The 24,325-nt window shown below is 57.6% G+C and carries 20 protein-coding genes; all 20 read right to left on the bottom strand.

Annotated elements, in window-relative coordinates; all coding sequences use genetic code 11:
* Positions 1-2 precede the first annotated feature (2 nt).
* The 20 genes from AB4Y43_RS08310 to rfbD all read right to left on the bottom strand — a co-directional run bounded on the left by AB4Y43_RS08310 (position 3) and on the right by rfbD (position 24,321).
* Positions 3-704, bottom strand: coding sequence for a nucleotidyltransferase family protein (locus AB4Y43_RS08310; RefSeq protein WP_368727457.1), 702 nt, complete (start codon positions 702-704; stop codon positions 3-5).
* Positions 701-1,684, bottom strand: a complete 984-nt coding sequence (locus tag AB4Y43_RS08315; RefSeq protein ID WP_368727458.1) for a GHMP kinase — start codon at positions 1,682-1,684, stop codon at positions 701-703. Before AB4Y43_RS08315 ends, AB4Y43_RS08310 begins: the two co-directional genes overlap by 4 nt.
* Positions 1,668-2,678 (bottom strand): Gfo/Idh/MocA family protein, encoded by a 1,011-nt coding sequence (locus AB4Y43_RS08320; protein WP_368727459.1) that lies wholly within the window; start codon positions 2,676-2,678, stop codon positions 1,668-1,670. The genes AB4Y43_RS08315 and AB4Y43_RS08320 overlap by 17 nt, the downstream gene beginning before the upstream one ends.
* Complete coding sequence (locus AB4Y43_RS08325; protein ID WP_368727460.1) at positions 2,675-3,550, bottom strand: SDR family NAD(P)-dependent oxidoreductase; 876 nt, start codon at positions 3,548-3,550, stop codon at positions 2,675-2,677. The genes AB4Y43_RS08320 and AB4Y43_RS08325 overlap by 4 nt, the downstream gene beginning before the upstream one ends.
* Position 3,551: 1 nt before the next feature.
* Positions 3,552-4,853 (bottom strand): UDP-glucose/GDP-mannose dehydrogenase family protein, encoded by a 1,302-nt coding sequence (locus AB4Y43_RS08330; RefSeq protein WP_368727461.1) that lies wholly within the window; start codon positions 4,851-4,853, stop codon positions 3,552-3,554.
* 2 nt (positions 4,854-4,855) lie between these two features.
* A complete protein-coding gene (locus AB4Y43_RS08335; RefSeq protein WP_368727462.1) occupies positions 4,856-5,815 on the bottom strand; it encodes an NAD-dependent epimerase/dehydratase family protein in 960 nt (319 codons plus the stop codon).
* A gap of 4 nt (positions 5,816-5,819) precedes the next feature.
* Positions 5,820-6,230, bottom strand: a complete 411-nt coding sequence (locus tag AB4Y43_RS08340; RefSeq protein ID WP_368727463.1) for a GtrA family protein — start codon at positions 6,228-6,230, stop codon at positions 5,820-5,822.
* Between the two features lie 12 nt (positions 6,231-6,242).
* Positions 6,243-7,118, bottom strand: coding sequence for a methyltransferase domain-containing protein (locus tag AB4Y43_RS08345; RefSeq protein WP_368727464.1), 876 nt, complete (start codon positions 7,116-7,118; stop codon positions 6,243-6,245).
* Positions 7,118-8,059 (bottom strand): glycosyltransferase family 2 protein, encoded by a 942-nt coding sequence (locus tag AB4Y43_RS08350; protein ID WP_368727465.1) that lies wholly within the window; start codon positions 8,057-8,059, stop codon positions 7,118-7,120. The genes AB4Y43_RS08345 and AB4Y43_RS08350 overlap by 1 nt, the downstream gene beginning before the upstream one ends.
* 601 nt (positions 8,060-8,660) lie before the next feature.
* Positions 8,661-9,860: a glycosyltransferase gene (locus AB4Y43_RS08355; RefSeq protein WP_368727466.1), complete on the bottom strand. Its 1,200-nt coding sequence runs from the start codon at positions 9,858-9,860 to the stop codon at positions 8,661-8,663.
* The gene (locus AB4Y43_RS08360) at positions 9,848-10,897 is read right to left on the bottom strand and encodes a glycosyltransferase family 4 protein (protein WP_368727467.1); all 1,050 of its coding nucleotides are present in this window, start codon (positions 10,895-10,897) and stop codon (positions 9,848-9,850) included. The genes AB4Y43_RS08355 and AB4Y43_RS08360 overlap by 13 nt, the downstream gene beginning before the upstream one ends.
* 52 nt (positions 10,898-10,949) lie before the next feature.
* The gene (locus AB4Y43_RS08365) at positions 10,950-12,104 is read right to left on the bottom strand and encodes a glycosyltransferase family 4 protein (protein ID WP_368727468.1); all 1,155 of its coding nucleotides are present in this window, start codon (positions 12,102-12,104) and stop codon (positions 10,950-10,952) included.
* A gap of 151 nt (positions 12,105-12,255) precedes the next feature.
* Positions 12,256-13,290, bottom strand: coding sequence for a GDP-mannose 4,6-dehydratase (gene gmd, locus AB4Y43_RS08370; RefSeq protein WP_368727469.1), 1,035 nt, complete (start codon positions 13,288-13,290; stop codon positions 12,256-12,258).
* A gap of 102 nt (positions 13,291-13,392) precedes the next feature.
* The gene (locus tag AB4Y43_RS08375; protein ID WP_368727470.1) at positions 13,393-17,037 is read right to left on the bottom strand and encodes a glycosyltransferase family 4 protein; all 3,645 of its coding nucleotides are present in this window, start codon (positions 17,035-17,037) and stop codon (positions 13,393-13,395) included.
* Entirely contained in the window at positions 17,037-18,494 is a 1,458-nt protein-coding gene (locus AB4Y43_RS08380; protein WP_368727471.1) for a methyltransferase domain-containing protein, read from the bottom strand. The genes AB4Y43_RS08375 and AB4Y43_RS08380 overlap by 1 nt, the downstream gene beginning before the upstream one ends.
* Complete coding sequence (locus AB4Y43_RS08385; protein ID WP_368727472.1) at positions 18,494-19,714, bottom strand: ABC transporter ATP-binding protein; 1,221 nt, start codon at positions 19,712-19,714, stop codon at positions 18,494-18,496. The genes AB4Y43_RS08380 and AB4Y43_RS08385 overlap by 1 nt, the downstream gene beginning before the upstream one ends.
* Positions 19,714-20,508, bottom strand: coding sequence for an ABC transporter permease (locus AB4Y43_RS08390; protein WP_368727473.1), 795 nt, complete (start codon positions 20,506-20,508; stop codon positions 19,714-19,716). Before AB4Y43_RS08390 ends, AB4Y43_RS08385 begins: the two co-directional genes overlap by 1 nt.
* Positions 20,508-21,953, bottom strand: coding sequence for a mannose-1-phosphate guanylyltransferase/mannose-6-phosphate isomerase (locus AB4Y43_RS08395; protein ID WP_368727474.1), 1,446 nt, complete (start codon positions 21,951-21,953; stop codon positions 20,508-20,510). Before AB4Y43_RS08395 ends, AB4Y43_RS08390 begins: the two co-directional genes overlap by 1 nt.
* A 216-nt stretch (positions 21,954-22,169) precedes the next feature.
* Positions 22,170-23,372, bottom strand: a complete 1,203-nt coding sequence (locus AB4Y43_RS08400) for a sulfotransferase family 2 domain-containing protein (protein WP_368727475.1) — start codon at positions 23,370-23,372, stop codon at positions 22,170-22,172.
* 64 nt (positions 23,373-23,436) lie between these two features.
* Positions 23,437-24,321: a dTDP-4-dehydrorhamnose reductase gene (gene rfbD, locus AB4Y43_RS08405; protein WP_368727476.1), complete on the bottom strand. Its 885-nt coding sequence runs from the start codon at positions 24,319-24,321 to the stop codon at positions 23,437-23,439.
* Positions 24,322-24,325 lie beyond the last annotated feature (4 nt).

Raw genomic sequence — 24,325 nt, forward strand, 5'->3', positions numbered from 1 at the left:
TACTAACCCCTTTTTGAAAAAAACAATTCGGCTTCCTTGAGACCCGAGTGAGAACCGATCTCATAAAAACGCTGATGTACTTCGTATCCGGCTAGCTGCTGTTCGAGCGACAGCGCGTGATAAACATCGGCGAGGTCGAAGGGTTCGCCGTCCGGATAGGCATCGAGCGCTCCGCCAGCCAGCACACACAGGCCGTAATCAATGAACTCCATCTCCGGCCTCGGATTGCGCTTGTTGTATTCAACAATCTGTCCATCACGGAACAGGACATTGCTTTTATCCCACCGGTCTCCATTCTTCAGCACGGTCATGAGCCCTTCCTTCCCACTGGCTACGAAAGCACTCTCAACTGGCGCGAAATCCACGGGAAGGAACGAATCCCCGTAAAGAACGAAGAACTGTTGTCCGAGCAGCGGAAGCGCGCGTTTGAGCGCTCCCCCCGTACCCAGCAGGGCATCCCCATCGAACGAATAGGCAACCTCGATGCCAAAGTCTGAACCGTCTCCTACCGCGTGCTGGACCATTTCGCCAAGGTAGCCGACGCACATCACGACACGGCGAACCCCCTGATCACGCAAGTATCGTAGTTGCCGAAACACGAATGGTTCGCCGGCAACATCGACCAAGGCCTTGGGAATCTTCTCCGTAATCGGTCGGAGTCGTGTCGCCAGACCTCCCGCGAGAATGGCTACGGGTAGAGTCATGACGAAAGCACGACTTTCGTGCCCTCGAAGTCAAAGCGAAAGCGCACTTCTTCTAACCCGGCGGCCGCCATCTTATGACGAAGCTTGTTGCGATCGTGCGCGAGAAACATCAGGAATCCACCACCACCGGCGCCGACGAGTTTCCCTCCAACAGCGCCGTTTCTCATCGCAAGGTTGTACCACTCGTCGATTTTCGGGTTGCTCATTCCGCCGGAACGCTTCTTCTTGTGCTCCCAATGCTCGTGCATCAACTCGCCGAACCGGATCATGTTTCCGGTCTCCAGCGCCTCCTTGCTGCGATAGCCGAGATCCTTGACGTAGTGCAAGTTGTTGAGCATTTCCGCGTCGTTGTTTTGCGAGCGGACCTGCTGGTCCTTCAATATGCCACTCGCGCTACGCGAATATCCTGTGAAAAACAGCAGGAGGTTATCTTCGAGATCAAACATCGAATCCTGACTGAGATTCAGAGGCTTCGCGGTAACTTTGTCGTCTTGGTGGAAGGTAAAGCACGTGATGCCCCCCACCGCGGCAATGTATTGATCCTGCTTGCCGATCGGCTGCGCGAGCCGATCGATTTCGATGTGGCACGCGAGCTCTGCCAACTCTTCCTGATGCAGGTGACGCTTGCGATGGGTGTACAGCGCCTTGAGCAAGGCCGTCGTGAAACTGCCGGATGATCCCAAGCCCGTACCGGCCGGGATGTCCGCAAGCGTGGTGATTTCAACCTGGGGCGTCTTGAAACCCACAATCTGAAGCGCTTCACGAATGATGGGATGCTTGACGTCGGCAATCTTCTCGACGTGCTCGAGCTGCGAATACTTCAGATAAACACCCTCAGTGAAAGGGCGCATCACAGTCACATAAACGTACTTGTCGATCGCTGCCGAAACGAGGAATCCCTCGTGGTCGCGATAGTACGACGGAAGGTCGGTGCCGCCACCGCCCAGCGATATACGCAACGGACTACGCGCAATGATCATATCCCGACTCCCTGTAAATCTGTTCGATGATTTTTAGTGCTGCGTAAGCGTCGACGAGCCCCGCCGCCGGCGTGCGGCCAAGGCGGATGTCCTCGTAAAATTCCGTCATCTCCACGAGCCAGGAATTGTCCCCCATCGGATATTCCCAGGAGGTCGTCTCGGGTGGCCCCATTTCGGGAAGCATCTTGTAGTAAGTCAAACGCTCGACCCCATAGCTTCCACCGAGGCCGGAAATGTCGAGCTTGCCCACTTTCCCGTATATCTCCATCGAAAACAGGTTCTTCCATTCCGTACACGATGCGTGCAGGAACGCGACCTGCTTCGCCGGCGTCTTGAGAATCATGAACCCGTTGTCGTCCACCGGCATGTTCCAGTAGTACGTGTGCGCAAAGCCCTGGACCTCGCTGAACTCCCCAAGGAACCAGCGCGAGAGGTCAATAAGGTGAGGCCCTTGGTCAATCAGTTCGCCGCCGCCGGAAAGTCGGGCGTCTGCTCGCCATTCCCTGTCGTAACCGATCCGCGCGCCGTGACCGTAGCGCGCCCGGATGAACATGAGCTCTCCCAGTACGCCAGAGTCGACGATCTCCTTGGCCTTGAGCAAGGCCCGATGGTAGCGATGATTGAAGCCGACGCGCACTAGCACGCCCCGCTCCTTCGCTGCCTGCAATACCGGTTCGAGTTCTTTCGACGATCTTGCAGCGGGCTTTTCGACGAGCACGTGCTTGCCCGCCTCGATCGCCGCATGAGTCAGTTCCGCAAGGGAATCATGAAGAGTCGCTATCACGACGATCTGGACATCAGGCAACGCGAGCAGTTCGTGCCAGTCGGAAAAGGCCTTCGCACCGGCACTTTTCGCAAGGCTCGTTGCCTTGGCAAGGTCGATGTCAGCACAGGCAACCAGCTTGCCTTCAGCACCAAGCGCCTTCGCCCGCTTTTGCCCAATAAGCCCGCACCCAATGATTCCGATACCAAACGTGGTGGTGTTGGCGCTCATTTGTCACCTACCTCAAATCCGCGGTCGCGACCAGCAATGCGTCGGAGCGTATAGACATCGCTACTCGAAAGTTTTTCCAGATGCTCGGGCCAATGTTCCCAGTTGTCCCACACGGCGCTTATGAGCTTGCCCGTGATGCCATCGCTCGCGCGAGATCCCAGAAAGACCGCAAGATCAGCGCCACGGCGCAATGGTACGCCTCCCGTCTCCTTCTGCTTCACGGCGCGTTCATAAAAGTCCCTCCCGACTTTCTCGGGTCCGGCCTCAAGCACTTCGTCAAGCATCCGCGTATTCAAAGCGCCGGGTGCTATCGAATTCACATCGATGCCCGTGCCTCGCACTTCCTCGGCGAGCGTCTCGGCAAACCTCACGATCGCAGCCTTCGATACTGCATAGGCGCTGATGCGAGGCATCGGGCTTGTTGCACCACCACCGGACAACTGGATGATCTTTCCGTACGCTTGAGCCTTGAGATGCGGCAGCACCATCTTGCACATCAAGATCGAGCCGTACACGTTGATCTCGATCGCCTGGGTCCATGAACGCCAGTCTACGTCTTCGATCTGACCTTTGGGACCGTAGACACCGGCATTATTCACGAGAATATGCAAGCCACCGAGTTCGTTGATGGTCGCGTCCACCAGATCACGAACCTGGTGTTCATCTGCAACGTCGACCGCCTTAGCGAGCACTCTCTGCCCAGCCGCAGCCGAACGCATCAGCTCAGCACGCGCACTTTCCAGTAGCTCCACATTGCGGGCACACAGCATCAAATCAGCGCCAGCCGACAAATAGGCCCGGGCGATTTCAAGCCCGAATCCCTGGTTTGCGCCCGTGATTAGCGCGGCCTTACCCGACAGTACTTTTTCCATATCAGTGTTTGTGTGAAGACGTCCCCACCGCCACATATTCGACTGCGGATGCCGCCAGCGATGACTCCAGATGCCGGTTGGCATCGATGACAAGCAACTCGCCGTTGGCAGAAGTCTGAAGCTTCGCTCCTGTCTCGCGAAATATTGGCCATTCAGTGCCCACCACGAGAGCGTCGGCATCTTCTACGGCATCCTCAGCGCTTGTGAAGTTGCTGACGCGACCTTCCCAACGCGCTGGCAGTTCCCGAACGACCGGGTCATGCACATGCACGACGGCACCTTGCTCAAGCAGCCAGTCGCAAAGTTCCACCGCAAGCGAACGGCGCAAGGTGTCTGTGCCTGGCTTATAGGTGAGGCCCCAAATGGCAACGGTCCTACCTTGCAAGCGGTCGAACCGCTCGAGCAGTTTTCTCCTCACCCAATTCTTGTGCTCATCATTGCTAGCACGCACTGACGACAGAAGAGGCGTTATCAGACCAGATGCCTTGCTTGCCAAGCCAAGGAACTCAATGTCACGCGCCAGTGTTCCGCCCGCGAACGGGCCGCCCGGAGAAACGTAGGCCTTGGGGCCGATACGTGTTTCGGTCTTCAGCCCACGCGCGACTTCTTTCGCATCGGCGCCCACGGCTTCGCAGATCGAAGCAATCTCGTTTGCAAAAGTCACGGATATCGCGAGGAATGCATTGATCGCGTGCTTCGTCATCTCGGCCGACTCGACGGACATCCACTCCACCTTGTCCGTAATCGGCGCAACGAGCCCTTCCAATGCCGCACGAGTCTCGGGACAGTTCGTTCCGACGACGATGCGATCTGGCTTCAAGAACACATCGATCGCCTTGCCAAGGCGTAGGTTCTCAGGTGAGTACGCAAACGTGAAATACTTGTCCGGCAACGCTTCGGCCGCGAATTTCTCGAGGGCGCGCATCGAGCCCACGGGCATCTGCGACGACACCAGCACGACAGCCCTTGATCGCAACGCTGGCAACGCGCTCTTGATTTGTCCAAGCACGAAATCTACATCCGCCTTATCGTCGTCGTCCACGGGCGTATCAAACGCGACCCAAAGCACATCCACGTCCGCGACAGCGCTCTCGGTGTCCGTCGTGAAGCGCAGCCGGCCTGCACTCAATCCGTCGCTCAGCAGGGCATCCAATCCCGGTTCAAAAAGCGGCGCCTTTCCCGCGCGAAGGCCGTCGATCGTTTTCTCGTCGGTGTCGAGTCCAATCACGTCATGGCCGGCAGATGCACAGCATGCGGCGGTTACGGACCCGAGGTGCCAGAGCCCTTGTACGCAAATTTTCATGATCAGTCTCTCAAATCGAAGACCCACTCATTGGCGCGAAGGAATTGGACCGTCTTGATCACGCCCTCGCGAATCCCGTATTTGGGCTTCCATCCCAACGACTGAATTCTCTTCGTGTCGAGAAAAATGAAAGGGTTGTCTCCGATCCAGCCGCGATCGCCGCCAGAGTACTCAAGCTGAGGCTTGACGTCGAGTTCACCGCAGATCCACCCGATGGAGTCATTCACTTCGCAATATCCATCGACGCCGAGATTGAAGATGTTCACCTTGTCCGGCGCCTTGTCCATCGCGAGCAAGATGGCATCGATACAGTCCTGCACGTAGAGATACGACTTGCGCTGCTTGCCGTTGCCTAATACGGGCAATCGTGACGGATCGTCCTTGAGCTTGCGATAGAAATCAAAGACGTGACCATGCGTGTAGCGCTCCCCGAGTATCGACACGAATCGGAAAATGCAGGCTTGGAACCCGAAGCCCTCGCAATACGCGGAAATCAGCCCTTCACCTGCGGCCTTGGACGCGCCGTACAACGAAGTCTGTACCGGGAACGGTCCATCCTCGGGTGTCGGCACGATTGGCGCTTCGCCGTACACTGACCCCGTCGAAGAAAACGCGATCTTCTTGATCCCATTGTGACGCATCGCCTCGAGCACGTTGTAAGTTGCGATCGTGTTCTGTTCGAGGTCTTTGCGCGGGTGGTCGGTTCCGAAGCGAACGTCGGCGTTGGCTGCCAGATGAAACACTGCATCCGCGCCCACAAATGCCAGCTTCAAAGCGTCGAGATCCAGAGTATCGATTTCGAACAATTTGAAATTGGGATTCTTGAGTGCCAGTTCGAGGAATCGACGCTGGCCGGTACTGAAATTGTCGACGCCGAAGACAAAATGGCCGTCGGCCAAAAGTCGATCGACGAGAGTGCTCCCGATGAAACCAGCGCATCCAGTTACTACATATCGACTCATGCTCTTAGCCCCTTACCCTGAAAACCCAGAATCTTGAAAATAGATAGCCGGTCATGACGGTCACGAAGACCGAAATGCAAACACCGATATACGGCGATAGCCCGAAATCCTTGACGCAAAGACTGACGATGATGATTGTGATTACATAGTTCACGCCCCACATGACCAGATAGCGGAGCAACTGGTTGCTGTGCGACTCATCGACTGCGCCGAATGTGAAGTGACGATTGGCAAAGAAGTGGAACGTCGTAGAGGCAATGTATGCCGCCGTAATCGAGATGAGGTAGTGCAGCCCAATTAGCGAATTCGCGATCCACATCACAAGAAAGTAGATCGCGGCAGTAATCGCTCCAACGATTCCGAATTTCGCGAGCGCGAAGAAATGATCTGATAGTAGCGAGTCGATGCGTTGCATATGCCCAATGACCTATCGTGGGCGCTGCGCGGTTGCCAGCACGCGAATTCCGAAAGGCAATCGGATACGCGACAAGTATCGAGTCTCTAACTCCATCGCGAGCTTGACCACGCCACTGCTCGCCGTGCTCGACGCCTGATCTCTGACGACAACTGCCTGATCACGTTGTGGTGCCCGCTTGTTCTTCAGCTTCACAATGGCGAACGCCGGGAACAACAGAAACCCAAGATGTGAACGGCGGTTCAGAGAAAAGCCAACGCGCGTTAACTTGTCGGCGAGTTCGGACGCCCCATATCGCCGGAAGTGCTGCAATTCAGCGTCATACGAGTCGTATAGGTTCTTGCCGGCCGGTACCTCTGCGATCAGCACGCCACCGGGTTTCAGCAGGTTAAACGCGCGATGCAGAGCGCCGATGTCATCCTCGATGTGCTCAAGGACGTTGAGCATGATCAGCACGTCGACACTTTGATCTGGCAACGGACACTGCAGAAGATCAAAACGTATCAAGGGTACCCCGGGTAGACGTGTCGCTAGCCGGTACAACGGGTCCTTTACGACATCTGCACCGATGACACACGCCGAGGGAAATTCCGCAACGAGTTCCTGGATCAGGAAACCCGAGGAGCACCCAATCTCCATGATGACAGGGTTGCTGGTTCGGATGGATTTTCTGACTTCCTCGATCGCGTTCCTGCGGGACGCAACATCAATCGGATGGTGTTCCCCGGCCGCCTCCTCGTGCAATGCTGTCAGATCGTCCGACCACCCCGCGAAGTTCTCACTGTATTCGAGCACGGGCGTGTGGACACCTCCCACCACAAAGTTCTTCCCGTCCCATTCTGGTGCCGACGAGGAGCCCTGAGGAGCCGGCAACAAAAACGGCAACATCACTCTTGCCCTCCGAAATTGATCTTTCGGTCGACGATATACATCGGCCGGCGCTTGACTTCATCGTAGATGCGCCCAACGTACTCGCCAATTAGCCCAAGACCCAGCAGTTGCACACCTGCGAAAAAGCAAATGAGCAAGACGTTCGTGGACAGACCTGGCGTAAGGTTGACGCCGATAAGTTTTTGAAACACATACCATGCAGCCAAGAGGAACGACAGCCCCGCGAGGAAAAAACCTGCGATCGACATCATGAAAAGCGGACGCGAACTGAAGCTGATCAATCCATTTAAGCCGATCTTCAGCGATCCTGTCAGCCGGTTGTAATTCCCCTTTCCAGCGAGCCGCTCATCTCGTTCATATTCGATGAAGGTCTGTTTAAAGCCAACGTATGCGACGAGACCGCGGAGAAATCCATGACTCTCATTGAGCCGGCGCAGTTCCTCGATAACCCGCCGCGTCATGATGCGGAAGTCGCCCGTGTTCCTCGGGATGCTCACATCGCTGAGCTTGTTGATCACGGAGTAACCTACGTGAGAGATCAGACGCTTGACCAGCGTTTCACCTTTGCGAGATGTCCGCTTCGCATATACCACTTCGTAGCCATCCGCGAGCTTCGCGTAGAGCTGTTCGATCAGTTCGGGCTGATCCTGCAGGTCAACATCGATGACCACGCAAGTGTTGCCGGCGCAAGACAGAATGCCGGCCATGGTCGCTGCGGGCTGGCCGAATCGGCGCGAAAAAACGAGCAACTTGATTGCCGCGTTGCGATTAATCTCTTCGAGAATGACCTCTTCAGTCCTGTCCGGGGATGGGTCGAGAGCAAAAACAATCTCATAGCTCTTGCCGATCCGTTCACACACAGCCTCTGCGCGCGCCAGGAAAGGTCGGATGTTGGCTTCTTCTTTATAGACCGGGACGATGATGGAGATATCTGGCACCAGGACTCCTGACATACGGTATGTTTGATTGCAGTGCGCCTGCCGGCGGGTCACGACCTGCGAGTAGGCCCAGTCTCGCACGAACGCCATGTCGTTAAGAACAGCCGCAACATTACCCGCGAATAGCATCCGAGCACATCAGCTATTCCTCTTGCAATCGCGAACTGTTCCCGACAACAGCCCAACCACACGGCTTTGACGTAAGCCAGCAGTATATCGTTACAGCCCATTACGCTAAATACCCGACGCCCCAGCAATCAGGGCCGGACGCGTAAATTTTCTGCCGATTGAAGACCTTCACAAGGCTTTCGATGTTCAGGCGTGGGGGCCCCACCCTCTTTCTCTCTCCTTTTTGCACTGCGACAGTATCCGCTTCGTATGGCCCAGCGGGTCTTCCAGCGCGAACATCTCTTCGCCACCCTAGCCGGATGCCGCGAGTAACGCGCAGAAATTGTAACCTTCTTCTACGTAGCGGAACCGGCCTTCCTGAACGTATGCGCTTGCCTGCAACGGTGCGGCACCGGGCAGATCCATAACTACTAGACAAAACCTGCGCAGAAGGAAGAATGGGCCTCTCCGAGAAGATTTGACGCGCCAGAACTCAACCGAACAACTGGTCTAGCTTTGCAAGGAGCGGCGCTGCCATCCGCCCCCATTCGTGCTCCTGCTCGACGAATGCTCTCGCTCCGATCGCCATTTCAACTGCCGCAGCCTCATTTGCCGTAAGCCATTCGATGCAGCCAGCAAATTCCTGTGGCGTATCCGCGATCAGAAGATCATGCTCGCTTCGCGCGCCCAAGCCCTCGTAACCCAGCGAAGTCGTCACAACAGGCAACCCCAGCGCCATATACTCTAGAATCTTGTTCTGCACGCCTGCCCCGATCCGCATCGGGCAGACGCCAATGGCGCCGTCCCGGGCGGCATCTGCCACCGACGCAACCCGCCCTGTCACCTCGACACCGTCATAGGCCCTGAATCGCTCCGCAAGCGCGGGGGAAATCGAACCCACAATCCTGAACCGGTAGTCGGCGCGCTTGCGCAGCAAGGGCAACACCTCCTGCGCAAAGTAGTGGCACATGTCCTCGTTCTGGACCGTCCGCATGTCGCCGATGAAGATCAGCACGCGGCTTGCCATACCACGCACCGAATACGGCAATCCGGACAGGTCGACTCCGTTCGAGCACACCATCACACTTTCGGCGTTCGAACCGGGAAACAGGTAATCCTTATCGGTCTGCGAGACCAGCACGGACAAATCGAAGTCGTCGACGATCGTCCGCTCGTAGTCGCCCAGGCGCTGCGCTTCGAGACTGAGCACGCGCGACTTAAGCCCCCGCGTATCCTTCAGCTGCTTGACCCGGCTGTAGTTCAGCGAAATCGCGTCGGTCATTTCGAGCACGCGCGGCTTGTCCGACTTGCGCACGTACTCGGCACAGCGCAGCAGATGGACGAGTACACCATCGTGCGAGGGCAACAACCGTTCAACTGCCGCTGCAAATGCCCGACTCCGGTAGTAGGCGACCTGCAACGGCGTCCGCGTGGGCAGCGCAAGCAGCGTATTCATGTACGAACGCGCCTTCGACAGAAAGACTCGCTCGACCCGGTCGAACACGCCGTCGTCAGGCAGCTCGCAGTCCATCTCTTCGCTCGTCTCGCATAGGCTTAGCAGCGTCAGCGAATACTGGCGCGACAACGCCTTACAGAGATGATAGATCCGCAGCTTGTCGCCGCCGATCACCGGATAAGGAAGCCTGGGTGTCAGCACCAGCAGTTTTTTCTTGTCTGTGGTCACGACAAACATTCCCAGAATTGCTGAATCGACGGCGCGACGCTCGTCTCCGAAAATAGACGCGCGCGCTCCACACCGTCGCGGACTCTCGCTTCGAACGTTTCGCCGCCGGTCCATATGCCCCGGATCTGCCCGGCGATATCGTCAACCGACCAGGGGTCGAAATTCAGGCCGCACCCGCCGACGATCTCAGGCATGGACGTCGTGTTGCTGCACGCGACTGGCGTACCCGACGCCATCGCCTCCAGCACCGGAATGCCGAATCCTTCGAACAACGAAGCGAAGATGAATGCGCGTGCCTGCCTGTAGTGCAGCTTCAGTTCCTGCTCGGAAACATACCCGAGCAACTCGACGTGGCCCGAAAGTCCCAGAGCGGCTGCGCGTTGCAGATAATGTTCGTGATGCGCGGACTTGATCCCAGCAATGCGCAACCTCACGTCCTCGCACAGCGTCGGCCTCGCCAACGCGAAGGCTTGCAGGAGACGATCGACGTTCTTGCTGGGCACCTCGCCCGCCACGGTGAACAAGTACGGCTGGCGATCCACCTGGCTCAGCGGGCGAACGAACCAGTCGTCCGCAATCGAGTTCGGAATTACGTGTACGTCCCGCTCTGACAGTCCGAACTGCTCCACCAGCTCCCGCTGGGTGAACCGGGATACGGTCAGCACGACATCGGCGCGGCGAGCGAGCCTCGGCACCACTTGCCGCCTGTACACCCGCCCAAACGTCTGATACGGGGATCTTGCTGGCGGCAGCACACGCCAGGGTTGCAGATAAATCAGATCGTGGATAACCGAGATCAGCCGGGTCCGCCCCGTTGATCGCAATGGTCCCGTGTTGTACGGGCACAGCAGGTAGTCCAGCTTCTGTGACTCGCACAGTCGCGGCAACTCGACCTGCTCCCACCACGGAAAGAAACCGCGGCCACCGCTAACGCAAGGCCAGTCCGTCGTGGTCACGCCGCTCGGGGCGAGACCCAGCACCGACGCACTCACCGGTTCGATCAGCCGACGCGCGAATCGCCCCATGCCGCGGTAGTTGCCAACCATCCAGGTGATATCTACCCCTAACTTCACGCTGCATTCTCCCGCGCGGATTGAATCAGGAGCGACATGAACCATCCAGGACAGATCGATAGACCGCAACGGTCTTCTCGGCACAGGCCTGCCACGTCAGCTCGCGCGCCCTCGCCAGCCCCGCCTCGCGGAGCGCGTCGGCATCGCGTGTATGTTCGGTCACCTGGCGCATGGCATCGGCAATGTCACCCGCGTTGCTGGGATCCACCATGATGGCGGCCTCTGCCGCCACTTCGGGAACGGACGTCGTATTGGACGCAATGACCAGGAGGCCAGAAGCGAACGCTTCCACAACCGGCAGTCCGAATCCTTCGCAGAGCGACGCAAACACCAGCGCGGTGGCCGATTGCATCAGAGCGCGCACGTCGAAATCCGGCAAATACTGCAACCAGCGCGCACTGCCTTCAGCTTCGCTCGCGCGCAGGCGGGCGACAACGCTTTCGCACCCCCACCCGGCCCGGCCCACGACGACCAATGGCACATCCCGACGCAACCCGGCCGGCAAACTCGCATGCGCATCGAGGACTCGCTCGATATTTTTGCGAGGCTGCAAGGTGCCCACGCACAGGAAGAACCGCTTAGGCAGGTCCAGGTGCTTCAGCACCTCGTCACGGTCCGTCTGATCAATCTGTTTAAAAAATCGCGGGTGCACACCCAGCGGAACGACGGAAATGCGCTCTGGCGCGATGCCGAAGTGCTCCACGATCGCGCGCTTCGAGTACTCGGAAATCGTGACGACATGATCCGCCCACGCGCCCGAGCGCCGCAACAGCCAACGGCGCAACGCGGCCAGCTTCACGGTTGTCCACTCGGGATTCGACAGCGGAATGGCATCCATCAAGGTCGCGATAACAGGAATCGCAGACAGTTTTGGAATCAGGTGATCGGTTGCATGGAACACGTCCACGCGCTCGGCGACGAGCTCCTTCTCGGCGACACACTTCCACGGGCTTACGGCACCCAGCGTCGCCATGACTGCGTGGCTGCCGAGATCCAAGGGCGGGCGCGCACCCGGCAACACGTCCTCGCCGACGAACGCACGATAGCCGACGGGGACGAGATCGACCCCGCCGTCGGCAAGCAGGGCTCGCCCCAGCTCCCGGGTGTACGAGCCAATGCCGTCCACCCCGCCGTGCGCAATGCTACGGGCCAATGCCGTCGTACCAAAACCAACTTTCACCCATGCCCCTTGTTGTACATCCAGCGCGGAGTGTCTTTCCGCATTATTTTTTTAAGCGACGACGACGGGATCGCCCGCTGCAGCAAACAACCGTGCAAAGACACGGGCCATGCAGCCGGCGAGTCCCGTCACCGGCGCCCGGCGGGGTGCCTCAGAACGAGAAGCCGCGCTCGTTGCGGCGCAGGTCGGCTTCGACCATCATCGCGCACAGCTGCTCGAGTGTAGTCTTCGGCTCCCAGCCCAGTTGCTTCTTTGCCTTCTCCGGATTGCCGATCAGCAGATCCACTTCGGCCGGACGATAAAACTTCGGGTTGATCTTGACGAGCGTCTTGCCGGTCGCAGCGTCGACCGCGGTCTCGTTCTCGTCACGCCCCTTGAACTCGAGGTCGACCCCAGTTGCCTTGAATGCCATGCGCACGAAATCGCGTACGGTCTCGGTACGATTCGTGCCCAGCACGTAGGTATCCGGCTCGTCGGCCTGCAACATGCGCCACATACCTTCGACGTATTCCTTCGCGAAACCCCAATCGCGCTTCGCGTCGATATTGCCCAGTTCGAGCACGTCGAGTTGGCCGAGCTTGATCTTCGCGACGGAGTCAGTGATCTTACGCGTCACGAACTCGCGGCCACGCAGCGGCGATTCGTGATTGAACAGGATGCCGCTGCAACCGAAGATGTTGTAGCTTTCGCGATAGTTCACCGTGATCCAGTGCGCGTAGAGCTTAGCCACACCGTACGGGCTGCGCGGGTAGAACGGCGTCGACTCGATCTGCGGAATGGCCTGCACCTTGCCGAACATTTCGGACGTGCTCGCCTGGTAGAAGCGGATCTTCGGATTAACGATGCGGATGGCCTCGAGCAGATTCAGCGGGCCGATGCCCGTGATTTCCGCCGTGGTAGCCGGCTGGTCGAAGGACACGCCGACGAAGCTTTGCGCAGCGAGATTGTAAACCTCGGTCGCGCCGGTAGTTTGCAGCAGGCGGATGCTCGACGACAGGTCCGTCAAGTCGTATTCGACCAGATGGAGGTTGGGGTGCTTCGCAATGCCCAACTCTTCGATGCGCCAGAAGTTCACCGAACTCGTGCGGCGGTAGGTGCCGTAAACCGTATAGCCTTTTTCGAGCAGGATTTGGGCGAGGTAGGCACCGTCCTGACCGGTGATGCCGGTAATAATAGAAGTCTTCATAATCCCCTCAAAATAGCTTCAACAAAACTGTTCAACGCATAAAACACATACGTCTGGCCCATCGGTTTTCCGAAGAAGCCAGACGCGTCACGATTCTTTGAACTACACTTTCTGCGCCAACATCGCTGCACTCTGTTGCCAAGACAGGAACGGCATCCCGGTTGACATCACCGTGGTTCCCGCCTCCTTGCCTGCCAACCATTTGCGAACCGCATCGGCAAGTTCCGAAGCCTCGTCCGCCTCGAAATAGCAGGCGTGCTCACCCGCTACTTCCCTGAAGACCGGGATATCACGCGCCATGATCGGCAGCCCGTGCCGAGCCGCTTCAATCAATGGAAGTCCGAAGCCTTCTCCGGTAGACGCAGCCATCAGACAATCGCTCGCCTCGTACACCCTCTCAAGATATTCGTCGCTGATGCTCTCCAGCCAGAACAACCTGCGATCGCGTTCTGGATGAGATTGAATGCGGTTCGCCAAAGCGTCCATCATCCAGCCTCGCTTGCCGACAATGACGAGATTGGTGCCAACTCCGCCTGCCCACAATTGCTCGAATGCGTTGAGTACCTGAGCATGCCCCTTGCGCGGTTCCAACGTTCCTACCATCAGGAAGGTCGGATGCGCGGCGAGTTTCGTCAACACGCTTGCGGCATCTTTTGGCATCCCCTTGGTCGGAACGGAATTCTCGATATCCGCCCCAAGATGGAACCAGCTCAAACTAAACGAACGCCGTCTCGCCACGCTCCGGTTTGCTATCCATACGTCGAGTTCATCTGCGACCGCTTTCGAAATGCACACTGCGCCATCACTTTCAGACACGACGTCGAGCCAACGCAGATAATGATCGACGACGTGTTGCTCGAAATGACTCTCTCTCAGCGGCAAAAGATCATACACAACAAATTTGACTCGCACGCCCTGTTCACGCAGATGCTGATAAAAACCGGCGTAGTGGGGTGCTACTGCCGGCGCGAGATCAAGCCCGAGGAAAATATCGCCTACGCCGTATTCCATCAGGTCGTCAATTTGTCGGCTGTCATCTGCACCGACAAAGCGCGCCACATATTTCCGAGCGTACCGATAAGTCTGGCCTGCCGTCGCATATACGGGTTCCACACAATAGCCTTCAGGAGGCTTCTTTAGCCATTCTCGAAGAATGCTGCGGACAACCCGCTGAATGCCGCTCCTGGCATCGCGTTGAACCAGTTCGGAAATATCTACGAGCAATTGCCGCGTCGTCGCCACACCATCAAGAAGCCGGGACTTCAGCTCCAACGTGCTCTCTTCCCAGGTCGACCACGAAATATTGGACGGTTTGGGATGCTGACCTGCCCTGTACAACTCAAGCCATTCCACCAAAGCCCTGCTCAACTGCTCAGCCGAGTCTCCACTGAAATAATATGCTCCGTCTTTCGTTATTTCGCGAAATACCGGAATGTCTCGCGCAATGACGGGAAGTCCATAGTAAGCGGCCTCGATCAATGACAGGCCAAATCCCTCATTGATGCTTGCGGCCACCAGCCCACTCGCTGCTTTATATAGACTGACCAGATAGTTGTCGTCGATTCCAGCCAGCCAGAACAGACGTTTGCCAAATTCAGGATGGCTTCGCATACGTTCAGCAAACGCATCCATCTTCCATCCGAGGCGGCCCACAAAAGTGACGCACACGTCTTGCCCTGCCGACCACAGCACATCAGCGGCCTCCAGTATCTGAACCTGCCTCTTTCGCGGCTCGATGGTCGATACGCAAAGAAAACTCGGGCGTCGCCGCATCGCGGCAATCACTCCCGCGGCATCCTGTGGCAACGCGGCTTCCGTTACCGCCGGAAAATCAACACCAATATGCACCCACGAGTTCTGGAAACGCGGAGACGTCGGTATTTCATTTTCCCGAATCCAGTTCCGCAGGGCATTGGATGTTGCCTTTGATATACATATCACCCCGTCCGTTGACGCCATCACCGCCAGCAGTTTTTCGTGCAGCGCCTTTAGGTTTGGATCAAAGAAATATTCCGGAAATTCGATTGGTAGCAAATCATAGAGCAAGAATTTGACCGAAACGCCTTGCCTTCTGAGCTGTTGATAAAATGCCGCATACGCGATATGGACCGAATGCTGCATATCGAGCGCCAGAAAAACGTCGCCGCGCTGCCACTGAATATTGCTATCCTTGAGGGTGGCATCGACTGGAGCCCCGAGGAATTTCTGGGTAAACCGGCGTGCGTACCGATACCCGCCGTCGAGCGTCGCGTAGATGGGTTCGATCCGATAATCTTTGGGCGGATCTTTCAGCAGACAGTGCAGATAATTCCTGACAACCCGCTGCACTCCCGTGCCGGCATCACTGCGGTAGAATTCCGACACATCGACCAATATCTGGCGAACGTATCCGGCCTTCTGGTTTTGTGCAAAGCAAGCGGCGAGCGGCACGAGCATTTCCGATGCATTCGCATGAGCAGCCTTGGAAGCGACCAACTCGAACAAGCGTTCCTGCTCACAGGACTGCTCGACCCAAGCTTTGCTGGAAGGTCGATCAAGTTTCTCCCATTCCGCAATGGCCCTGCGACCGACGGCATCCCACGAGAATTTCCTCGACTGCGTAAGACCATGCTCACGCAATTTCTCGCGAAAATCTCCATCGGTCAGTACTTGCGCGATTTTTCGAGACATGGCGGGCACGTCCATCGGGTCGAACATCGCATCGTCCCAGCCCATGACTTCCGGCAGGCTGCCAGCATTCGCACAGATTACCGGCACTCCGCAGGCCATTGCCTCGAGTGCGGGCAGACCAAAGCCTTCATGCCACGATGGAAACACAAACGCGTCACAAATTGCGTACAGCGAGTGCAGGTCGTCGTCGCTCACGTAGCCCGCAAACTTGAGCTCCGTCTCCGTCACGCCAGCCTGCTCAGCGTGTTTTTGCAATCCGGCCACCACGTCTTTCGGAATCTTACCGACGAGCACCAGCTGCGCCTTGTCGCGAATATCCTTCGCTAGAGACGCATACGCTTCTATCAAGCGGGGAAGGTTCTTGCGTTCGTCCGCCCCCCCCGTATACAGCAGGAAAGCGTCACTGATGCCGAACTTCTGACGCAGGCGCCCCGCCTCCAGAGCATCGACGGATCGTGGCTTAAAAGAATCCTCAATCGCGGTAGAGACGGCGACGATCTGCTCAGCCGGGTAATCCAGATATTCGACACCTTCTTTTCTGGAAAAATCGGAAATCGCTAGCAATCGGGCTGTCTTTTTCAGATAGCCAATTCGTCGGTAGTAATGGCGCGCCGTGACCGGGTGAGGGTCGAGATAACGCTTGGCGTGTATAAGTGGAATTAGGTCATATAACGTGGCGGTTACCGGCGTTGCCTGATCGAACTGTCCAACGCTGGATACGCCGTCTCCCGTCACCCCTTCAAAAGGGCTACCGACGTGGACCACGTCCGGCCTCAAGCTCGAGAGGAAAGCCTCCCAACTGAGTTCAGCTATCTCACGACGGGTTATATTCTCGTCGCCGACTTCCTCGACAGGGCCGAGCGCGTGCCAAACTCGAATATTTTCCTGCGGCAGCAGGCCCTCGAACTCCGCACGAATCGCTTCAATGGATTCGTGCATCATACCGTTCAGAACAAGAATGACGTCGTGCTTGCCTCGGGTACGCGCAACCCCTTTGGCAAAACCGAGTACATAGCGACCGATTCCCCGAAATCGACTCTCGGTCTGCGCGCCTTGCATGTCGATGACAATGCGCATCAATTCTTCTCCCGCTGCAATCTATCGAAATCAGCAATCAGAGTGGCATGGATGCGATTCGCATGCTCATCAAGATCTTCAATACGACTAGACCCAAAAGTCGTGTCGAGAGGTCGACCTGCCATTGACGCCGCCACGATCGACACGAGGCGCGCTTTCGCGCGCGGCATTCGATTGAGCACAATCCGGGCGAGTCGCCGCAACCACGGGCGATTGCTTGCGTACCGCGCGCCGCTCTGCAGCGATGATTTGACTGCCCGTTTTGCTGGCACCAGTGCCTTGCCCCGCAAACCGATGCGCACCCACCTGACGGGCGCGGAGACGCGCCATGAGGTGCTTAGATATACAGCCTGCAACTGAGCGCTTGCGTGCTGAGCCATCACTTCTGCGTGCCGGGCTCGTTCCTCGGCTTCGCGCAGCTTACTCTGCACAAGCTCGAGCTGACCCTCAACTTGACGGCGCCGCTCCTCGGCCCGCTGCAGCTCTCCTTCGACGACGTGCGCATTCGCGTGCCTAACAAGATCTTCAGCTTCCAGCAAGCGTGACTCCATGACACGAAGTGCATGCTCCGCGACGTGTAGCTGCTCTTCGGAATACTGACTTCGGTCCTCGGCGAGCTGCATTCGCCCTTCGGCGAGCTGCAATCGGCCCTCGACGGATTGGAGCCGCGCGCTCATCTGCGCGATACGTGCATCATGTTGCGAAATGCCCGCCGCAAGCCCCTCTTCATAGCGATGAGCCAATGCGTCAATCGTCAGACCATATTCGGCGTTGAACGCGACGTCAAACGCACCCTTCGTGGCATCCGCATCTTTCTGCGCCACGATCGCATAGTCGGGACTCGCACCACGGACGACATCGAGAAAGTGGATTGGCCTGGTACTGTCGTTGTATTCCGGTGACTCCTGCAGGCGGACCATCTTGACACGATCAAACCCGGCATGTTCAGCAACGAAAGATAGCAACAGCGCCGGAATAGGCTTCTGGTGCGACGGATCCACGAAGAAGTTATACGTGGCTACAGTGAGGTTTTCTGGGTTCGGCGTCTCGAGAACTAATAGTCCACCCGGCTTCAGCACGCGCTGAGCTTCGCTCACAAGTTTGCACAATTGCTCGAAGCTCACGTGTTCGACGACGTGAAAAGCCGAAATCAACGCATGACTGTTCGATTCGAGCGTCGCGAGATGTCCGATAGCGTCGCCCTGAAACGCCGACAGGTTTCTCTGCCAACAGGCCTCGAGCATCTCGGCATCGAGATCCGCGCCGTTCGCAGCAAAACCGAACTCGGTCATCAACTCCAGCCATTCACCGCGGCCGCAGCCCACGTCGAACGACTTCTCTCCCGGGTACAGCCCGGCCAGCGGGAGTACGAACGGCGAGTATTTCCGCAAGCGGCTTTTGATCAGCTCCCTCGAGCCCCGGTGCCGATCTTCAAACGCACGATAAAAGCTATCCACTACGGCAAGCTCCTCACTGTCGTCTGCAGCCAGGCCACTCCGACGAAGTCTTCCACTTTTATGTTCACAACGTCGAACACCAACGCGCGGTCACGCCACTGATAGTTGTTCGAGACATGGGCATCGCCCGTGTGCAGCGCTACCGCGACCGAATAACTGCCTACGCCAAGATTGGCCATGAATTCGAAATGCAACTCTACCGACTGGCCCGCGGCCAGATCGATCAACACCTGCTTCAGATGAAACGTATTCGTTCCAAATACCGTCTGTCCTAGCCGGTCCTTGATCATGTACCCGACCACCAGTTCCGGGATCGACTGCACGCATTTGACTTTGACACGCAATGCGACTGGCTGCCCGACGCCAACGACCTCGATAACCTTTCCAGAGTCGTCCAGTAGCGCGACCTCGTCGATGACTGCCTCGCCCGATCCCGAAACAGTCTGTACGGTTCCGTTGCCGAGCGTCTCCTGCTTGACTTCCTGATTCTTGCGGTCCGCGATCATCGCGTTGTAGTAGTCCATAACCGCTTCGGGCGGCCCTTCCAGCTCCAACCGCCCCGCATTCAGCAGGATCGCACTGTCGCAAATAGCCTGGATTGCCGCCTTGTCATGAGCCACGATAAGCAAGGTTGTACCTTGCTTGCGAAACTGTCGAATACGATCAAAGCTCTTGTGCTGAAAATACGCATCGCCAACCGAAAGCGCCTCGTCGACGATCAGTACGTCGGGGCGGCGTGCCGTCGCGACACTGAAGGCAAGACGAACCTGCATACCGCTGGAATACACACGTACCGGCTGGTCGATATATTCGCCGATTTCAGCAAACTCCTCGATTTCCGGCATCAGCCCAACGAGTTCCTCGACGCTGAAACCAAGCAATTGCCCAGCCATCATGACGTTCTGGCGCCCCGTGAAGTCCGGATGAAAGCCCATGCCCAACTCCAGCAGTGCGGCGACACGACCAGTCATGGTCACGCTGCCGACGCTCGGCTGCGTGGTACCGACGATCATTTTCAGCAGCGTGCTCTTGCCAGCACCATTGATACCAATGATGCCTAGCGCCTCACCTGCGCGAACCGAGAAATTCACGTCCCGCAGCACCCAGTGCAGCGTGTGATGCGCCTTGCCGCGCGGATCCAGCCACTCAACGAGACGCGACCAGCGCGTCGGGTACTGCTTGTAGGCCTTGCCGAGATTGGTAACGGTAATGGTGCCCATCAGAGTTCATCCACCATTTCGCCCGCGTGTTTGCGGAACAAGCTGAAACCCACGAGGCACAAACCAACTCCCAATACGGCTACGAGCCAGAGTTGCGACCAGTCGGGCCATCTGCCTTGCATCATCACGACCTGGAAAGCTTCTATCAGCGATGCCATCGGGTTTAACTGCATCCCGGACTTAACCCACTTCGGAAGGATGTCGACGGAATAGACGATCGGTGTCAGCCAGAACCAGAAATTCAGCACGATGGTGAAGAACTGGCCGACATCGCGAAAGAATACATTCAGCACACCTAGTGTGATTCCCAAGCCAATCGCAAACAATGTCAGAAGAACCAGCAAGGGGATGGCGGCGAAGTACACCAAACCCGGGAAGTTGCCCGAGACCAACAGGAACACCGTAAACAAGCCGAACACGATCGCAAAATTCACCAGCGCATTGACCACCACGATCACCGGCAGGCACAAGCGGGGAAAGCTCAATTTCTTGATGAGATTGGCGTTGTCGATGAAGGCGCTCAGCGCGCGGCTGACAATTTCAACGAACATGCCCCAAGGCAGGACGCCGGCGCACAAGTGGATGCTATAAGCAAAGCTGCTATCCACGCCGGGCAACCGGGCGTGCATGACCTGGGCAAAGATCACCGTATAAACGACGATCATCGCAAGCGGATTGAGCACGGTCCACGCCGCACCCAGCAGGGAGTTTCGGTACTTGGACTGAAACTCCCGCTTGACGCTTCCCAGAATGAACCCGCGATAGGCCCAGAGGGCTCGTAGCATTCCCTGCATCAAGCCCGCCCGTAGACGTCCTGGAAGCGGACGATGTCGTCTTCTCCCAGATACTCGCCGCTCTGCACCTCGATCATCACGAGATCGAGCACGCCCGGGTTTTCGAGGCGATGCTTGTGGCCGGCAGGGATGTACGTGGACTCGTTGGTCCGAACGAAGATTTCCTTGTCGCCGTTGATGACCTTGGCCATTCCGCACACGACGATCCAGTGTTCGCTGCGGTGATGATGCATCTGCAGACTCAGGCTGGCGCCCGGCTTGACTTCGATACGCTTGATCTTGAAGCGGGGGCCTTCTTCCAGCACCGTGTAGGTGCCCCAAGGACGGCTAACGGTCCGATGCAGTTTGTAAGCATCGTGATTCTGTTTCTTCAGGCGGGCGACGACTTGCTTCACATCCTGCGCGCGATCGGGATGCGCGACCAGCAAGGCATCCGGCGTATCGATGATCATCAGGTCAGCCACACCCACCGCCGCCACCAGGCGATCCGGGCTTTGCACGTAGGTGTTGTGGCTATCGACAAAAATCGCGTCGCCGACGGCACGGTTGCTGTCCTGGTCCGGTGCGACCAGATCGCGAATTGCGCCCCACGAGCCGATGTCGCTCCAACCGAAGGTGGACGGCACCACAGCCACATTCGACGAGCGCTCCATCACCGCGTAGTCGATCGAGATATCCGGCATCTTCTCGAACGTCTCGGCAGGAATCTCGAGCATTTGCCCCGACGACTTGTCGGCATGCAACGATGTCCAGCACGACTCAGTCGCTGCCGCGACATCGGGGGCATGGCGTTTCATCTCGTCGAGGATCACCCCGGCCTTGAAACAGAACATGCCCGAATTCCAAAGGTAGTTGCCCGTTGCAACGTATTCGGCAGCCTTCACAGCGTCCGGCTTCTCGACGAAACGCAGCGCCATACGGCCGTCGCCGATTTTCTCTCCTGCTTCGATATAGCCGAAACCGGTGTCCGGGCTCGTCGGAACGATACCAAACGTCACCACCCTGTCGCGCTTCGCCAGTTCGACCGCACTCGCAACGGCCGCGGCAAAACCCGCCTGGTCCTGAACCAGGTGATCGGCGGCGAGCACCAGCATCAGCGCATCGCGCCCGTACTTTTCCGCCACGTAGCGCGCTGCCATGGCCACGGCAGGCGCCGTATTGCGGCCCATCGGCTCGAGCATGAACGCGCCGGACTGAGTTTCGCCGAGCTTCGCGCAGGCAAACTCGTCCTTGCTCATGAAGTAGTAGTCGCGGTTCGTGACCGTCAAGATCTCCCCGCGCTGCGAGGGCGCGTCGATTCCGGCGACCGCCGCCGCCCGACAATATGTCTTGAGGAGCAGGCTCTCGCCATCGGCGAGCTTCATGAACGGCTTGGGGTGCCCTTCACGCGAAACCGGCCAAAGTCGCGTACCAGCACCACCGGACAAGATGACGGGGATTAACATCACATTCACTCCAGATTCAGTATCCGCTGGCGAAGGAAATCCTCCGCCACTTATATTGGTATTGATGAACCGCCAAAGTAGTGTCGGCTTAACAAGCCAAACCGGGCCGGGCAAGGATTATATCCGGCGAACTACTGTCGTCCGTAACACAAGGTAATGATCGCCCCCCAATGAAGCCCAATCGACAGGGACCTGTCACACCTGAAAGCAAAAACCTTACCTGACGGTTACTTCGACCTCGGCAAAGGCGTTCGAATCTCCATCGTCGAACCAGGCAATGCCCTCCTGAACGAGGGTCAATCGCAGAACGTACGTCCCGGCGACGGATGGCGCGACGACGAGCACCTGCATTTCCCTTTCCTCACCCGGCATCAACGACGCGTGCAGCGTTGTGCGCTCGCCGTCGAACACCACGGCCTGTGAACGCTTCGCGTCAAGCCAGTGATACGCGACATGCACCGGATTCGGCGCGCGACTGGCAATCTGGTAGCGAGACTGGTTGCGCAACCCGCCCTGAACGAAGAACCGCTCATCCGCAGCCACGTGCGGCGGTGCAGAGAGCACACGCACCCCGAAGTGGGTTCGGGCCTGCTCGGCAACAGGCTCGTGCCAGGACTTCCTGACCAATGTTTCCGCCTGCCGATAGCGCTCCATCAATAGCGAACGCATCATCTCGCCCATGCGATCTTCGAAGAGCTGGCAAGCCCAAACGTACAATTCCTGATCGAGCGCGGTCAGTTCGCGAATCGCGTCGATTTCCGCCGCCGCCAACTCGCCATTTCCCGACCGATTCGACGAGGTGTTTAGTCTGGGCACCGCGAAGTTGGGAAAAAACTCGAGCTCGTGGGCAAGAAGACTCATGGAGTCGCGCATTCGCTCGGTGATACCGAAAAACGCGAATGATTCAAGCCGCCTTTTTGCGAGATCCAGCAATTTCCGATCGTTTCCACGTGCGGCAAATTCCTTGACGGCCGCGCGTCCGTATCCAACCGGATCGCGCGACAGCTTTTGATAGTCAAGGTCCGCTGCCAAAAACAGCGTCTGCGTATTGACGATATCCCAGTTCGTTTCAGGATCCCGAACAAAGTCCAGCAGCGACCACCCTCCACTTTTCATTTGCTGATGCCGGTATGCGTTTTCATCGCGCTTCGCATGCAGGTACCACGAAACGGTACGTTGCAGCGGGTCCCGGAGCATCGTGATGTAGGTCAGGTTCCGCTCGAGGTAGGTGCCCAAACCATGCCAGAGATGACCACGGAACAACCTGTACCGCTCCATCGATTCCAATGGGAGGTCGAATAAGTCCGGAAGCAATTGCGCCGGACAGATCTCTTCCGGACCATATTGATCATCCAGAAAAGAGATAAGCGAAGTCCCCCCCGTTTTCGGGATATGGAGGTAATAAACAGGATCGGTCATTCAGTTAATCATCTTGATGAAACTTCAAGGTTGAGAGCGCAACCTTCTCAAACTGCTGTCGGATCTACTCAGCCAAACACAACTGCAGCGCATCTTGCCAATCCGGCATCCGCAAACCGAACACCTCAGTCAGCTTGTCCAGCGACATTCTCGAATTGGCCGGCCGCATCGCAGGCGTCGGATAGTCGCTTGCGGGAATCGGCAAGACCGTCGGCGCATCCACGCCCATCGCAGCCGCGAATATCGCTTCGGCAAAGCCGTGCCACGACGTCGCTCCGGCCGACGTCAGATGGTAGACGCCGGAACGACGCACCCACCAGTCGATATCATCTGCCGCTGCACCTTGCGCGACGATGTGCGACGTCGCAGCCGCAATCGTCTTCGCCCATGTCGGCGCGCCGATCTGATCCGCAACGACTCGCAATTCTTTCCGCTCGCTGCCCAGCTTCAGCATCGTCTGCAAGAAATTCTTACCGCGCCGGCCGTACACCCAACTCGTTCGCAGGATCAGGTGCGCGCATCCCGCCGCCGCAATCGCGCGTTCGCCTTCGAGCTTCGTTTCCCCATACACGTTCTGAGGATTCGTTACGTCGGTTTCCACGTACGCGCTCGATTTCGCACCGTCATACACATAGTCGGTCGAATAGTGGATGAGCGCGCCACCGGCACGCGCAGCCTCTTCCGCGAATACGCGCGGCACGTCGACGTTCAAGCGTCGCGCAGCCTCGATATCGGTCTCGGCCTTGTCCACCGCCGTATACGCGGCCGGATTCACAACGAGCGACGGCTTCAGTTCGCGCACGAAGGCCCGCACGCGATCGAGATCGGAGAGATCGAGCGTCGACCTGTCGCACGGCACTACGCGGCCAAGCCCCTGCAGCGACCGTAGCAACTCGAATCCAACCTGGCCGTTCACGCCCGTCACGAGGATCGTCATTTCCCGACTCATAACG

Source organism: Paraburkholderia sp. BR10872, from assembly GCF_040965835.1.
Classification (GTDB): Bacteria; Pseudomonadota; Gammaproteobacteria; order Burkholderiales; family Burkholderiaceae; genus Paraburkholderia; species Paraburkholderia nodosa_A.

Coding starts and splice junctions, on each gene's coding strand:
- AB4Y43_RS08310 (WP_368727457.1), bottom strand. CDS start 704: ATGACTCTACCCGTAGCCATTCTCGCGGGAGGTCTGGCGACACGACTC.
- AB4Y43_RS08315 (WP_368727458.1), bottom strand. CDS start 1,684: ATGATCATTGCGCGTAGTCCGTTGCGTATATCGCTGGGCGGTGGCGGC.
- AB4Y43_RS08320 (WP_368727459.1), bottom strand. CDS start 2,678: ATGAGCGCCAACACCACCACGTTTGGTATCGGAATCATTGGGTGCGGG.
- AB4Y43_RS08325 (WP_368727460.1), bottom strand. CDS start 3,550: ATGGAAAAAGTACTGTCGGGTAAGGCCGCGCTAATCACGGGCGCAAAC.
- AB4Y43_RS08330 (WP_368727461.1), bottom strand. CDS start 4,853: ATGAAAATTTGCGTACAAGGGCTCTGGCACCTCGGGTCCGTAACCGCC.
- AB4Y43_RS08335 (WP_368727462.1), bottom strand. CDS start 5,815: ATGAGTCGATATGTAGTAACTGGATGCGCTGGTTTCATCGGGAGCACT.
- AB4Y43_RS08340 (WP_368727463.1), bottom strand. CDS start 6,230: ATGCAACGCATCGACTCGCTACTATCAGATCATTTCTTCGCGCTCGCG.
- AB4Y43_RS08345 (WP_368727464.1), bottom strand. CDS start 7,118: ATGTTGCCGTTTTTGTTGCCGGCTCCTCAGGGCTCCTCGTCGGCACCA.
- AB4Y43_RS08355 (WP_368727466.1), bottom strand. CDS start 9,860: ATGTTTGTCGTGACCACAGACAAGAAAAAACTGCTGGTGCTGACACCC.
- AB4Y43_RS08360 (WP_368727467.1), bottom strand. CDS start 10,897: ATGGTTGGCAACTACCGCGGCATGGGGCGATTCGCGCGTCGGCTGATC.
- gmd (WP_368727469.1), bottom strand. CDS start 13,290: ATGAAGACTTCTATTATTACCGGCATCACCGGTCAGGACGGTGCCTAC.
- AB4Y43_RS08375 (WP_368727470.1), bottom strand. CDS start 17,037: ATGCGCATTGTCATCGACATGCAAGGCGCGCAGACCGAGAGTCGATTT.
- AB4Y43_RS08385 (WP_368727472.1), bottom strand. CDS start 19,714: ATGGGCACCATTACCGTTACCAATCTCGGCAAGGCCTACAAGCAGTAC.
- AB4Y43_RS08390 (WP_368727473.1), bottom strand. CDS start 20,508: ATGCAGGGAATGCTACGAGCCCTCTGGGCCTATCGCGGGTTCATTCTG.
- AB4Y43_RS08395 (WP_368727474.1), bottom strand. CDS start 21,953: ATGTTAATCCCCGTCATCTTGTCCGGTGGTGCTGGTACGCGACTTTGG.
- AB4Y43_RS08400 (WP_368727475.1), bottom strand. CDS start 23,372: ATGACCGATCCTGTTTATTACCTCCATATCCCGAAAACGGGGGGGACT.
- rfbD (WP_368727476.1), bottom strand. CDS start 24,321: ATGAGTCGGGAAATGACGATCCTCGTGACGGGCGTGAACGGCCAGGTT.